This is a genomic window from Paenibacillus ottowii (assembly GCF_006874425.1).
Classification (GTDB): domain Bacteria; phylum Bacillota; class Bacilli; order Paenibacillales; family Paenibacillaceae; genus Paenibacillus; species Paenibacillus ottowii.
Window position 1 is genome coordinate 656,869 of sequence record NZ_VIJZ01000001.1, and the last position, 12,883, is coordinate 669,751.

The following is a 12,883-nucleotide window of genomic DNA, read 5'->3' on the forward strand; positions in this document are numbered from 1 at the left end:
TATTTTACAGCGTGCAGCATAGCCTTCCCTCCTATGGATTGTCGTATCCAGCTTTTACTATTACGCCGATTTGCTTTCTTCCTTTCGTACGCGCGAGTCCTTGAATTTAAATATTTTGTTTAACATATTAAAAATAGGCTTTGACTGTTTGGTCAGAAGCGGCCCAAGAATCGCTAGTATGAGCACATAGATGGCTGCAAAGGGTTGAACTATATCAATCAAACCGCCTTCTTTACCCAAGTTGGCCATGATGATCGAAAATTCGCCTCGCGCCACAATAGTCAGGCCGATATTTGCGGATGCTTTGTGAGATAAGGAAGCTGTGCGCCCAGCTAACATACCTGCCCAAATGTTACCGAATAGGGTGAGAAGGACGGTTGCCAGCGCAAGCCATACGGCGTTTCCCCCAAGGGACAACGGATCAATGGATAATCCAAAGCTGAAGAAGAACAGTGCACCGAAGAAATCGCGGAAAGGAACAATTAAATGCTCAATCCGTTTGGCGTGTTCCGTTTCAGCCAGTACCAGACCAACCAACAGGGCTCCAATAGCTTCCGCGACATGAATCGTTTCCGAAAAACCAGCCACCAGGAACAGAGAGCCAAAAACAACAAGTCCGAATACCTCATTGGAGCGGATACGGAGAATCCGATTTAGCAGAGGGACGGCTTTTCGACCGATGATAATAACTGCCAGCATAAAGCCAAGCGCGATGAGTGCCGATAGCAGTACACCCCCGAGCGAGGAAGAGTCGCTAAGAACTATTCCGGAGAGGATGGAGATGTAGACGGCGAGGAAAACATCCTCAAACATAATAATGCCTAAAATCATTTCCGTTTCAGCGTTGGCGGTACGCTTGAGATCGACCAGCACCTTGGCTGCAATCGCACTGGATGATATTGTCGTAATTCCGGCAATAACCAGTGTTTCTGCTACAGGAAAGCCGATCAGAAAGCCGAGAGCCAATCCCAGTGTGAAATTAATGCCAATATAAATGGTACCGCCCACGGCAATAGAACGACCTGATTTAATCAATCGGCCAACTGAAAACTCCAGTCCTAAATAAAAGAGAAGGAACAGCACACCGATTCTGCCCATAAAATCAATAAAAGGGGCGCTTTCGATAAACCGAAAATCAAAATGCCATAGCTCCATCGCATGCGGTCCAACTGCCATTCCGATCAGAATATAAAAAGGGATGACCGAGAAGCGCAGTTTGGAGGAAATCAGTCCGGCTGCAGCAATTAAAGCGATAGCCAATCCAACCTCAAATACCAGGTGATCCATCCAATCACCCGCTTCCGTTCATAAGAATTTGTTTAAAGCGTTTCTGCTGGTCACGTTCTCCGACAACAACTACAGTGGCATCATCGCAAATCATCACTTCGGGACCGGGATTTACATATTTTTTTCCCTTTTTCTCTACAATCGCAATAACCGTGGCCCCCGAGTTTTGTCTTACATCCAGCTCCCCGATGGATTTGCCAACACTTGCATAGTGTGATTCCACTCTATACCATTCAATAATAAAATCGTCAAATGTCATTTCTACACTTTCAAGCTGCCTGGACTTATACGTCATGCCACCGATTATGGAGGCTACCATTCGTGCTTCCTGATCATTCAGGGTTGTCATAGAAATGCTTTGCTCCAGATCCTCGTAATCAAAGTGATATAGCTCACGTCTGCCATCATCATGAATAATAATGACAATTCGATCGCCGCTCTCCGCATCTATTCGATACTTAATTCCGATTCCTGGCAAAATAGACTCTCGAATATCCATGTATAAAGCCTCCTGTATAATACGTTTATTTAAGTGAATGATATGGGAAATAAATCACATACTCTGAAAGTAACTTCAAGAATAGAATAATATCAAATTTTTAATAAAAAATGGAATATTAAGTTTCATACATGAAATGAATAGGAAAAGTTAACAAAAAGACATGCCATGTGGTGATGTGCATGCTAAAAGGGGGTTAAGCCACATAACTAGAGGTAAATTTAATGGGGAGCAAGAACAATTGCTTCTTTAGCTTACAGATAACTGGAATAAAAGGCAGACGTAGCTTGGGGATGCTCAATAGCAGCACAAGCGCTACCAGAATGACAAAGGGAAGTGATTTGGTCGCAGCAATCACCAGATGCAGTAACAGGGAGGATTTGCGTACCGCTGGTTTGGAATGATGCTCCAGCCCGTGGGTGTCCGTTTCTAACGAAGTAACATCGTCATGAAGCATAAGTGATGATTCTGCAGTAAACTGAAGGGATTGAGTGGTGTCTTCCGCGTGGAACGTTACAGGAAGGGACAAAATCTGGACGAAGCTCAATATGACGATTATGAATGTACGCAGCATGTTCAGCATCGTTGACATCTTATCCCTCCCTCTTGTGAAAAATTCATATCACTATAACCTTAACATACCCCATCCTAAATATTCAAACGTCTTTCGATTTTTACTTATCACGGTAATTGTTTATAACACGATTAGCACCTCTTTGAAACCTGATCAGCCTCTTTTGTTCGTATGTCTTTCTGTTTCCAGTCGTTCACTTCGTATAACCCTTCAGAGGCCGCCATATACTGAAAGCAGTGATCGAAAGGAGTGAGCCAATGGAACTGTTTACAGTGTGGACCAATACAGACGGGGATCAGGAAACCGACCGTTTTTATGAAGTGGTCAAAAGTAGAACCAAGGGACTACATATGTCACGGCGCGGATTTCGATTCACTTTCAGACAGCTTGACAACAAAGTGGCATGGACCTGCAAGGGCACTGAAAGCAATTCGGCGTTTGAAAGCTTTCTTCCCTGTGTATACAGCATCATGGCTTCGGCGATAGCGGATTATATTATCGAAGTTAGGGAGTGGGGGATACTCGATCTTATTCTCACCAAAGCCTGTTCTCTGCTGGAGAAAGAGGACGTTGAACAAATTCGGAGCATGATTCGCTCGCTGTTAAATGATGATGGTCCCCGAGGGCGTCTCAAACGCCACGGTAAGCTAACCAGTCTCCTGGAAAGGGACTTCAGGGAGCTTCGTGTGATCAATTTGGAAGGGCTTATTCAATTTAGACTGCATGCGTATAAAAAAGAGCTTGAAGAAATCGTTGAATATGCCATGGAAGAATTCTGGGCAGATCGGCAATACGAAGAATTTATGGGGTTGCTTAAATATTTTGTGTTTTTTCAGGAGAGCAAAGTTCCACTCGTACATGTACTTCACCAAGGGGGGCATAATTTCACCATTCTCGATAATGCCATGGTGCCCATACCGACTCCTGATGCAGACGACATTATTGTAGAAATGCCGGGTATTGAACTGGAGATGGAGGTCGAGGATCGAATTGTCAGCACCCTTATTTCGATATCTCCTGCTTCCATTATATTGCATACAGACGATGAGCACACCCCTATTGTGCGGACGCTCCTGCATATTTTTGAAGACAAAGTGAAGCTGAGTAAACTTTATCCAGGTCAGGATGTTCAAAAATAATCAACCGTTCGTATAAACTCATGGGTTTCTGGAAAGCCTTTGCCTCAAGGGGAGGTTTTTTATGAGATCCATGTTGGTATGGAAACGAATCTTAGGAACCATATTCATCGCAATCTGCCTGGTATTGTCCGGCAATGAGGTTTACGGTCACAAAGAACCGGTCCAGCATAAGAAATGGCAGTCCACACCTGTTTTAGCTCCACGTGAAGAGCAGGTGATTACGACCATGACGGTCACGGCAACAGGATATACAGCAGGCTATGAATCCACCGGCAAACGGCCGAATCATCCCGGTTACGGTATTACGTATTCCGGTGTAAAAGTGCGTCGTGACAAGAATACACTGTCCACGATTGCGGCTGATCCCAAGACGTTTCCATTGGGCAGCATTTTGTACATTCCAGGTTACGGCTACGGGATTGTAGCAGATACAGGTTCAGCGATTAAGGGTAATAAAATTGACTTGTATTTTAAAACAACCCGACAGGTGTATTCTGAATGGGGCAAGAAAGATGTGGATGTTCAAATTATAAAAAAAGGAAACGGAAAGTGTACGGAAAAAATGATAAAGTCGCTGCAAAAGGCGATAGAAACGCATAAGACCATTCCGCCCGAGACACTGGATGCTTCCATATAATCCTTGCATATTGTTTTTTCTCACTTCACATACTATGTTTCGGGATAAGCTTTTCCCGCAAACCATACTGGGAGGTTGAATAATATGCCAAATCAAGGCGGAAATTCTTTTATGAACAAAGGCTTTAAGGCAAACACCGGAAATCAGTTTAAAACGGAATTTGCTCAAGACAATACGGTAGGCGTTGTTTCTCAAAAGGTAAAGCAGTCTGAACAAAATAAAATTCAAGACAACTTCCAAACACCTAATGAGAAGTATGACGAAGAATTTGCAACAGATCAAGGCGGCACAAATGTAGTAGCGCAAAAAGTTCAAAACTCCAGTCGTAATAAAATCCAAAGCAATGCACAAACACCGAACGAAAAGTTCGACGAAAACTTTAACACTAAATAAAAAAGCATATACAAAAGACAATGCTCCGGATATATTTCCGGAGCATTTCGCGTTGAGTAAAAGTGGCTAGAACCTATTAGGTCTAAGGTTTTATCTCCTTTTTAATTGTTTTTAAGGTGGAATTAAGGTTTAAAGTGCAAAATAAAGTCAGTTAAACAACACCACCTAGAAGCATAGGGTTTGGGAGGAGATATACAATGGACGAATTTAAAAATAATAATTCCGGGCGCCGGAACGACAATGATCAGGTTGACAACGATAAAGCAACTCGGCAAAACGAATCAAATGGTTCCTCGTATTACTATTCCTATGGCCCTTTTTCCTCAGTGCAGTCGGACGGACAACGCAGGGAAGGCCAGTCGGTGGAAGACGTCGAGATTACGCCACCGCAGGCAGTGAGACCTCTTCCTTCTTCTTATCAACGTGCTGTGCCTGAGCAACAGGACGGTTCAGGTCGGAATAACGGCAACTGGCAATTTAAACCGAATAAGCCTAAATCGCAGGTGAAAACGATTTTCTTATCTTTTTTAGCCGGAATGCTGGTCATCACGGTATTGATGTATACAGCCGACCGAACCAACATGTTCACACCAGAAACAGCGTTGACTTCGGCGGCAGCTGAAAGTGGAGAAACGACGAATTCAGGAACCACCAACTCCAACTCGGCTCCAAGTGCAGTTCCGGCTGTGATGCCTTCAGGTACGGCTGATGTTCAGTCTGTGGTAGCCAAGGCTGGTCCAGCAGTCGTCAAAATCGAAACGCTGGCCAAGCAATCTAGTGGAGGCAGACAAAGTAGCCCTTATTACAATGACCCGCTATATCAATACTTTTTCGGCAATCAGTATGGCGATAGTGGCAGTAGCGGCAATAGTAACGAAAATGAAGGTAGCAACAGTGGACAGCTAACTCCGCTGGGTATTGGTTCCGGTTTTATTTTTGATAAATCGGGTTACGTCCTGACCAACAACCATGTTGTGGAAGGTGCAAGTGTAGTACAGGTTACCGTAGAGGGAACCAACAAGCCTTACGAAGCCAAAGTTTTGGGCAAAAATGCAGATCTTGATTTGGCGGTTCTTAAAATTGATGGTAAAAATAATTTTCCAACTGTAACCTTGGGGAACTCCGATAACGCTAAAGTGGGCGAGTGGATGGTTGCGATCGGTAACCCAGAAGGCTTCGAACATTCGGTAACAGCCGGGGTGTTGAGTGCGAAAGAGCGTACGATCACTATTAATAGTGAGTCCACCGGAAAACCGACGCAATACAAGCATCTTATTCAGACAGATGCCTCCATTAATCCTGGTAACTCTGGCGGACCGTTACTGAATCTGCAAGGACAGGTTATCGGTATGAACGTAGCTGTAAGTGCAGACGCACAGGGGATCGGATTTGCGATTCCGTCCAATACGATTTTGGAAGTCGTTGATAAGTTGAAAAATAACCAGCCTATTCCGAAAGAACCTGTACCCTTCATTGGTGCAAGTCTCTTAAACTTGAGCCCTGAAGTAGCCAAGGAATTAGGTACATCTCTGACCGAAGGCTCGGTTGTTCGGGATATTATATACAAATCACCTGCTTATCAGGCCGATCTGCGTCCTTACGATGTAATTATCGGAGCCAATGGTACGCCTTATAGCACATCACAAGAGCTCATTCAATTCATCCAAAAACAAAAAGTGGGTACAGCTTTGACACTTAACATTGAACGAGCTGGGCAGAAAAAAGATATTCAGCTAAAAATAGGCAACAAAAATGACTTTAGCTCTACGCTTCAACAATAAGAGAATAACTTAAAAATTGAACATGAACGCAAGAAACGGAAGGAAGACCCTTCCGTTTCTTGCTGTACGCAGTGGCAAGATGCTACACGCGCCTACTCCTGCTACAATAGAGGGAAAAGAAGAAGAGACAAAGGAGTTTGATCGTGTATGCGTTCTACTATTCTGATCATTGATGACGATGAAAAAATTGTATCCATGCTGCGCAGAGGGCTGGCTTTTGAAGGATATGAAGTACTGACAGCCGCGAATGGAGCAGAAGGATTGAATAAAATGTTAACAACTGAGCCTGATCTGGTCGTGCTGGATGTCATGATGCCGCAGGTCGATGGTTTTGAAGTATGCCGTCGTATGCGGGAAGGAGGAAGCACAGTACCTGTCCTGATGCTTACAGCCAAGGATGAGGTGGAGAACCGGGTAAAGGGTCTGGATTTAGGGGCTGATGATTATCTCGTAAAGCCGTTTGCTCTGGAAGAACTGCTGGCACGAGTGCGAGCGCTTTTGCGGCGTAAAACTGAACAGCAGGACAACAATGCAAATCGGCTTATCTTCGAGGATTTACAACTAGATAACGAATCGCGCGAAGTGGTTCGTGGTGGCAAACGCTTGGAACTGACGGCCAAAGAATTTGAATTGCTCCATTTGTTCATGCAAAACCCGAAACGCGTTCTGTCACGTGATCTGATTATGGATAAAATATGGGGCTATGACTATAGCGGAGAATCAAATGTGCTGGAAGTATATATTGCCATGTTGCGACAAAAAACGGAGCAGAATGGTGGCAAGCGGCTTATCCGTACCATTCGGGGAGCTGGCTATATTTTAAGAGGTGATGTGTAATATGTCTATTCGGTGGCGGCTGACAGCTTGGTATTCGAGCATCTTGGCTATAGTGCTTGTCATTTTTGGTCTGGCTATTTACGGACTAGTATATTATTACACATATAATGAAGTGAAAAGTCAGCTTATGACTCAGGCGCCACAGATTAACAAGCAATTACGCCTTATTATAAAAGGGGGCTTGTTTGAGGTCCCTAACCTGGATCTGGGGTTGGAGCAGGGGCGTGGAATAGATGACTCACAGCTATATGTCCAAATTTACAATTATACGTCTGGTGTAACCAAAACGACCCAAAATATGAAAGACCTCAATATCACCTTCCCTGTTCCGTCTACAGCAACAGGAGCAGTTCAAAGTGAAGGGGTTCGGCGTGTGAATGTAAATGGCGATTCCTTTATGATTTATCAACAGCCGATCAAATCCGAGGAGCTGGGCTTGGTGGTTGGGCTGCTTCAGGTTGGGCAATTCACAGGCTCTCAGGACCGACTCATGAACAGGTTGCAAAATGTGCTCGTGTACGGTTCGTTATTTGCCTTACTCGCTGCTGCAACCTCTGGTCTCTTCCTGGCTCGTAAATCTATGAAGCCACTGGTCAAGGTCATTGAAGGGGCCAATCAGATTCAATCGAGTAATGATTTGAGTGTTCGGATTGAATATGACGGTCCGCCGGATGAAATTGGACAATTGATCGGGACAGTTAACAACATGCTGGGACGTACAGAAGTGTTTTACAAGGAGCTTGAAGATGCTTATGGCGCGCAGCGCCGCTTTGTGGCCGATGCATCCCATGAACTGCGCACACCCTTGACGACGATTCGTGGCAACGTTGATTTTCTACTCAAAATGTGGACGACCGAACCGGATGAGCGACCGAATATGGATGAAGCCATGATTCGCGAGCTTTCTATGGAGGCGCTGAGTGACATGGCGGATGAAGGCAAGCGAATGAGCCGTTTGGTGAACGATATGTTATCACTCGCGAGAGCGGACACAGGGAAAACGTTCGATAAGGTGCCTGTTGCGCTGGAACCGCTCGTAACCGAGGTCGCTCGCCGTGCTCAGTTTTTGGAGCGAACGGCCGAATGGAATGTGGGCGATTTTTCGTTGTTGAATGGTATTTATATGGACGGAAGCAAAGATTATTTGCAGCAGATGCTATTCATTTTCATTGATAATGCGTTTAAATATACCCCTGAAGGCACAGTGCGATTTGATGCGATTGTATATCAGGGACAGGTGGGGCTACGGATCAGTGATACAGGCATTGGAATGGACAAAAGTGAGGTTCCCTTTATTTTTGACCGATTTTACCGGGCAGATGAGTCACGCGGTGTGACGGAGGGAATTGGCTTAGGGTTATCAATTGCCAAATGGATTATTGATGAACATCACGGGTCTGTGGAAGTGGTTACGCGTCAGGGAGAAGGAACGACCTTTGTCATCTGGCTTCCAGTCAGCTTTTCCGCGCCTTTGGAATAAGCTATAATAGGAGGGCAACAACATCATAGAATTGGCCGGTAGAGGCATAAAGCCCACAGCTGTCCAGTGATTGGAGCTGTATACTGTGTCGAAGAAAGCGGGGGCTCTTTTTGGAGGTACTCAGAATTTCGCCCCGGGGTTACTGCTACGGCGTAGTCGATGCCATGGTACTGGCTCGTCAAGCAGCCAGAAATTTGGACTTACCCCGGCCTATTTATATATTAGGCATGATTGTTCATAACAGTCATGTTACCCATTCCTTTGAAGATGAAGGGATTATTACATTGGACGGACCGAACCGCATGGAGATTTTAAGCCAGGTAGAGAGTGGTACAGTCATCTTCACTGCTCACGGCGTATCACCAGAGGTCCGCAAGCTGGCACGGGACAAGGGATTGACTACGGTTGATGCAACCTGTCCTGACGTGACGAAGACACATGATCTGATTCGGGAGAAGTCTGCCGAAGGCTATCAGATTATTTATATTGGCAAGAAAAATCATCCAGAGCCAGAGGGAGCTATCGGTATTGCCCCTGACCATGTACATTTGATTGAAAAGGAAGAAGAGATCGACAGTCTTACCCTGTCAGGAGACAAAATCCTGATTACGAATCAGACGACCATGAGTCAATGGGATATCAAGCACATTATGAAGAAGCTGCTGGAGAAGTATCCAGGTGCCGAGATACACAATGAAATCTGTTTGGCGACGCAGGTACGTCAGGAAGCGGTAGCTGAGCAGGCAGGACAGGCGGATCTGGTGATCGTGGTCGGTGACCCGCGAAGCAACAATTCAAACCGATTGGCTCAGGTGTCGGAGGAAATAGCTGGTACCAAGGCTTATCGTATTTCTGATGTAACCGAGCTGAAGAGGGAGTGGCTTGAGGGTGTAGCCAAAGTAGCAGTGACCTCTGGGGCTTCAACCCCTACGCTGATTACCAAAGAGGTCATTACGTATTTGGAACAGTATGATGCGGATAACCCGGAAACATGGGAGATTCGGCGAACCATTGATATGAAAAAGCTGCTGCCTCCTGTACGAGTAAAGTCAAAAACGACGAAATAACATATGATTGATGACAGCCGTTATTCGGATACAAGCATCCGGATAACGGTTTTTTATATTGCTTAAGTGCCGATGTTATTCAATTAAACCAGGTTCACTAACTCGAAAAATAGAATAATTCGAGACAATTAAGCCTTGACGAGTAGAACTAAAACAGGTATAGTTGCTTTAACGAATAAAAGCTTAAAAGCGAACAAGCGTCTAAGTGTCATAATGTTATTCAATATGGTTAATAAAATATAGTTTATAGAGAGGAAGAAAAAAATGATCGTTATCGCTGGTGTTCACACACCTGAAGAACATATCCAAGCTATTGTTGAAGTTATTGAAAAAGAAGGGTTGCAGGCTCATGTGTCGCGAGGATCGGATCGTACGATTATCGGACTGATTGGTAGTGTAGAGCCAAAGCTGGCAGAACATCTGCGCCAAATGAAGGGTGTAGAAGATGTGGTTAAAATATCGAAGTCCTACAAATTAGCGAGCCGTGATTTTCATCCGGAAAATACGGTGATCTCCATCAAAGGTGTAAATATCGGTGGGGGCGAGCTTGTCGTTATGGGGGGGCCATGTGCTGTTGAGTCTGCTGCACAGATCGATGAAATTGCCGGATTGGTCAAAGCTGCAGGTGCACAAGTTCTGCGTGGAGGTGCTTTTAAGCCGCGTACAGGGCCATACAGCTTCCAAGGAACGGGTGTTGAAGGTTTAATCATGATGGCTGAGGCGGGCCAGAAGCATGACCTTTTGACCATCACAGAGGTCATGACACCTGAATATGTAGACATCTGTGCGGAGTACGCTGATATTCTGCAAGTAGGTACACGTAATATGCAAAACTTCGATCTGTTGCGCAAGCTGGGAACCTGCGGTAAACCCGTATTGCTCAAGCGCGGTTTCAGCTCGACTTATGACGAATTCTTGAATGCTGCCGAGTACATCTTGGCAGGTGGCAATCCGAATGTTATGTTATGTGAGCGTGGTATCCGTACTTTCGAGACCTACACTAGAAATACGCTCGATTTGTCCGCAATTCCTGTGTTGCAACAGTTGAGCCATTTGCCAGTCATTTCCGACCCTAGCCACGGTACAGGTAGACGTGAATTGGTTGTTCCTATGACAAAGGCCTCAGTTGCTGCTGGAGCGGATGGTTTAATTATTGAAATGCACACAGACCCTGACAACTCGATGACAGGCGATGGCGTACAGTCTCTATTCCCGGATCAATTTGCAGATTTACTGAAAGATTTGGAATTGTTGGCGCCCGCAATTGGTAAAACATTCCATACCCCTAGTGCCGTTTCTTAAGTTAATTATTTACACTAATGCATAAAAGTTTTGCAGCAACGCAGTGAATAGGAGTAAAATGACCTAAAAGCCCGATGTTTCGGGCTTTTTGTGTTGTGCAAATGTTATCAAGAGCGTAAGCATATCTAACATTAGTTTAAAAAATACCTTACATAGCTATTGACCCGTGTCATGTTTGAGATTTATAATGACGACAGAAAAAACATTCGATCATGAACATTTCAGGGTTGTATAAGACTTAATGTTCGGAAAAATTGGGAGGAAGAAGACATGTCCGTTGAAAACGTATTGAAAACAATTCAGGAAAATAATATTGAGTGGGTAGATTTTCGTTTTGTAGATTTGTCTGGTCGTGCTCACCATATTTCATTGCCAGCTTCCGAAGTAGATGAAGAAACATTTGTTAACGGTGTTGCTTTCGACGGTTCTTCCATTCCCGGCTATCGTGGCATCGAGGAATCCGACATGGTTATGCTGCCCGATCCGGAAGCGGTTTTTATTGACCCTTTCACTCAGCATCCTACGCTGAATATTTTGTGTGACATTGCTACGCCAGACGGCGAAAAATATGACCGCGATCCTCGTGGCATTGCAAAAAAGGCTGAGGAATTTTTGCAATCTGCAGGAGTGGGTACAGCGGCATTCTTTGCACCTGAATCTGAATTTTTCATTTTTGATGATGTTCGCTACGAAAGCGGCATGAACAGCTCCTCCTTCTTCGTAGATTCCGAGGAAGCAGCTTGGAACACGAACCGTAAGGAAGAAGGCGGCAACTTGGCCTTTAAAGTGGGCGTGAAGGGCGGCTATGTACCTGTAGCACCAGTAGACACCCAACAAGACATTCGTAGTGAAATGTGCCGTTTGCTTGAAGAAGCTGGTCTGAGAATTGAGCGCCATCACCATGAGGTGGCTACGGCAGGCCAAGCGGAAATCAACTTCCGTTTTGATACACTCAAGAAAACAGCAGACAACCTGCTCGTTTATAAATACATTGTACACAACACAGCTCGTCAATATGGTAAAGTGGCAACATTCATGCCGAAACCGATTTTCGGGGACAACGGAAGCGGTATGCACGTTCACCAATCTATTTTCGATGGCGACACTCCTTTGTTCTACGAAAAAGGTGGCTATGCTAATCTGAGCGAAATGGCTCTTCACTACATTGGCGGTATTCTGTACCATGCACCTGCGCTGATCGCTTTGACAAACCCAAGCACCAACTCGTTCAAACGTCTCGTTCCTGGCTACGAAGCGCCAGTTAACCTGGTGTTCTCCAAAGGTAACCGTTCTGCGGCTGTACGTATTCCAGTAGCGGCTGTTACTCCTAAAGGCTGTCGGATCGAGTTCCGTACACCGGACTCCACAGCTAACCCTTACCTTGCTTTCTCAGCAATGCTGATGGCAGGTCTGGATGGCATCAAGCGCAAACTGAACCCAGTCGAACTGGGCTATGGTCCACTCGACACCAACATCTATGAGCTGTCTGATGCTGAAAAAGGCAAAATCCGCAGTGTACCTGGTTCACTGGATGAAGCTCTGGACGCACTGGAAGCTGATTACGAATTCCTGACTGAAGGCGGCGTATTTACGAAGGACTTTATTGATAACTATGTAGAGTTCAAACGTTCTGAAGCGAAATCGGTGAACATCCGTGTTCATCCACATGAATACAGCCTGTATTTTGACTGCTAATATTACATGGATAGTATAGCTGATTTGAATAACACTCATTAGCCTGCGGGGAATAGTTGTTGTTCAAGATAGGTCTCCGGTCTTATACCGGAGACCTTTTACCATTATGATAAATATTACAAAATAAAGATGTTAAATATATTAACATTCACAGCTTTGTCACATCATAAAGGAATTCAGAAACATTTTTAT

12 protein-coding genes are annotated in these 12,883 nt (G+C 44.9%); 9 read left to right on the forward strand and 3 right to left on the reverse strand.

Annotated elements, in window-relative coordinates; translation table 11 throughout:
- Window positions 1–60 precede the first annotated feature (60 nt).
- From FKV70_RS03100 to FKV70_RS03110, 3 genes are all read right to left on the reverse strand, one after another.
- Window positions 61–1,287, reverse strand: a complete 1,227-nt coding sequence (locus FKV70_RS03100; RefSeq protein ID WP_142611791.1) for a cation:proton antiporter — start codon at window positions 1,285–1,287, stop codon at window positions 61–63.
- Window positions 1,288–1,291: 4 nt separating this feature from the next.
- Window positions 1,292–1,786: a cation:proton antiporter regulatory subunit gene (locus tag FKV70_RS03105; RefSeq protein WP_142611792.1), complete on the reverse strand. Its 495-nt coding sequence runs from the start codon at window positions 1,784–1,786 to the stop codon at window positions 1,292–1,294.
- A gap of 196 nt (window positions 1,787–1,982) precedes the next feature.
- Window positions 1,983–2,378: a hypothetical protein gene (locus FKV70_RS03110; RefSeq protein ID WP_142611793.1), complete on the reverse strand. Its 396-nt coding sequence runs from the start codon at window positions 2,376–2,378 to the stop codon at window positions 1,983–1,985.
- A 239-nt stretch (window positions 2,379–2,617) separates the two neighbouring features.
- Here FKV70_RS03110 and FKV70_RS03115 point away from each other — a divergent pair, with 239 nt between their 5' ends.
- The 9 genes from FKV70_RS03115 to glnA all read left to right on the forward strand — a co-directional run bounded on the left by FKV70_RS03115 (window position 2,618) and on the right by glnA (window position 12,691).
- Window positions 2,618–3,499, forward strand: a complete 882-nt coding sequence (locus tag FKV70_RS03115; RefSeq protein ID WP_063209910.1) for a putative sporulation protein YtxC — start codon at window positions 2,618–2,620, stop codon at window positions 3,497–3,499.
- 61 nt (window positions 3,500–3,560) lie between these two features.
- Window positions 3,561–4,136, forward strand: a complete 576-nt coding sequence (locus FKV70_RS03120; protein WP_063209909.1) for a 3D domain-containing protein — start codon at window positions 3,561–3,563, stop codon at window positions 4,134–4,136.
- Window positions 4,137–4,220: 84 nt separating this feature from the next.
- Window positions 4,221–4,529 (forward strand): hypothetical protein, encoded by a 309-nt coding sequence (locus tag FKV70_RS03125; RefSeq protein WP_063209908.1) that lies wholly within the window; start codon window positions 4,221–4,223, stop codon window positions 4,527–4,529.
- A gap of 197 nt (window positions 4,530–4,726) precedes the next feature.
- The gene (locus FKV70_RS03130; protein ID WP_063209907.1) at window positions 4,727–6,310 is read left to right on the forward strand and encodes a S1C family serine protease; all 1,584 of its coding nucleotides are present in this window, start codon (window positions 4,727–4,729) and stop codon (window positions 6,308–6,310) included.
- Window positions 6,311–6,457: 147 nt separating this feature from the next.
- Entirely contained in the window at window positions 6,458–7,147 is a 690-nt protein-coding gene (locus FKV70_RS03135) for a response regulator transcription factor (protein ID WP_064795310.1), read from the forward strand.
- Between the two features lies 1 nt (window position 7,148).
- The gene (locus FKV70_RS03140; RefSeq protein WP_063209905.1) at window positions 7,149–8,627 is read left to right on the forward strand and encodes a sensor histidine kinase; all 1,479 of its coding nucleotides are present in this window, start codon (window positions 7,149–7,151) and stop codon (window positions 8,625–8,627) included.
- A gap of 110 nt (window positions 8,628–8,737) precedes the next feature.
- The gene (locus tag FKV70_RS03145) at window positions 8,738–9,694 is read left to right on the forward strand and encodes a 4-hydroxy-3-methylbut-2-enyl diphosphate reductase (protein ID WP_142611794.1); all 957 of its coding nucleotides are present in this window, start codon (window positions 8,738–8,740) and stop codon (window positions 9,692–9,694) included.
- Between the two features lie 264 nt (window positions 9,695–9,958).
- Window positions 9,959–10,996 carry a 3-deoxy-7-phosphoheptulonate synthase gene (gene aroF / locus FKV70_RS03150; RefSeq protein WP_142611795.1) on the forward strand — a complete coding sequence of 346 codons (1,038 nt, stop codon included), beginning with the start codon at window positions 9,959–9,961 and terminating at the stop codon, window positions 10,994–10,996.
- A gap of 270 nt (window positions 10,997–11,266) precedes the next feature.
- Window positions 11,267–12,691, forward strand: coding sequence for a type I glutamate--ammonia ligase (glnA, locus tag FKV70_RS03155; protein WP_063209902.1), 1,425 nt, complete (start codon window positions 11,267–11,269; stop codon window positions 12,689–12,691).
- The last annotated feature ends 192 nt before the right edge of the window (window positions 12,692–12,883 follow it).

Bases quoted from the DNA above. Each gene is read 5' to 3' on its own strand.
- FKV70_RS03110 (WP_142611793.1), bottom strand. From the start codon at position 2,378: ATGTCAACGATGCTGAACATGCTGCGTACATTCATAATCGTCATATTG.
- FKV70_RS03130 (WP_063209907.1), top strand. From the start codon at position 4,727: ATGGACGAATTTAAAAATAATAATTCCGGGCGCCGGAACGACAATGAT.
- FKV70_RS03105 (WP_142611792.1), bottom strand. From the start codon at position 1,786: ATGGATATTCGAGAGTCTATTTTGCCAGGAATCGGAATTAAGTATCGA.
- FKV70_RS03120 (WP_063209909.1), top strand. From the start codon at position 3,561: ATGAGATCCATGTTGGTATGGAAACGAATCTTAGGAACCATATTCATC.
- FKV70_RS03140 (WP_063209905.1), top strand. From the start codon at position 7,149: ATGTCTATTCGGTGGCGGCTGACAGCTTGGTATTCGAGCATCTTGGCT.
- aroF (WP_142611795.1), top strand. From the start codon at position 9,959: ATGATCGTTATCGCTGGTGTTCACACACCTGAAGAACATATCCAAGCT.
- FKV70_RS03135 (WP_064795310.1), top strand. From the start codon at position 6,458: ATGCGTTCTACTATTCTGATCATTGATGACGATGAAAAAATTGTATCC.
- glnA (WP_063209902.1), top strand. From the start codon at position 11,267: ATGTCCGTTGAAAACGTATTGAAAACAATTCAGGAAAATAATATTGAG.
- FKV70_RS03115 (WP_063209910.1), top strand. From the start codon at position 2,618: ATGGAACTGTTTACAGTGTGGACCAATACAGACGGGGATCAGGAAACC.
- FKV70_RS03125 (WP_063209908.1), top strand. From the start codon at position 4,221: ATGCCAAATCAAGGCGGAAATTCTTTTATGAACAAAGGCTTTAAGGCA.
- FKV70_RS03100 (WP_142611791.1), bottom strand. From the start codon at position 1,287: ATGGATCACCTGGTATTTGAGGTTGGATTGGCTATCGCTTTAATTGCT.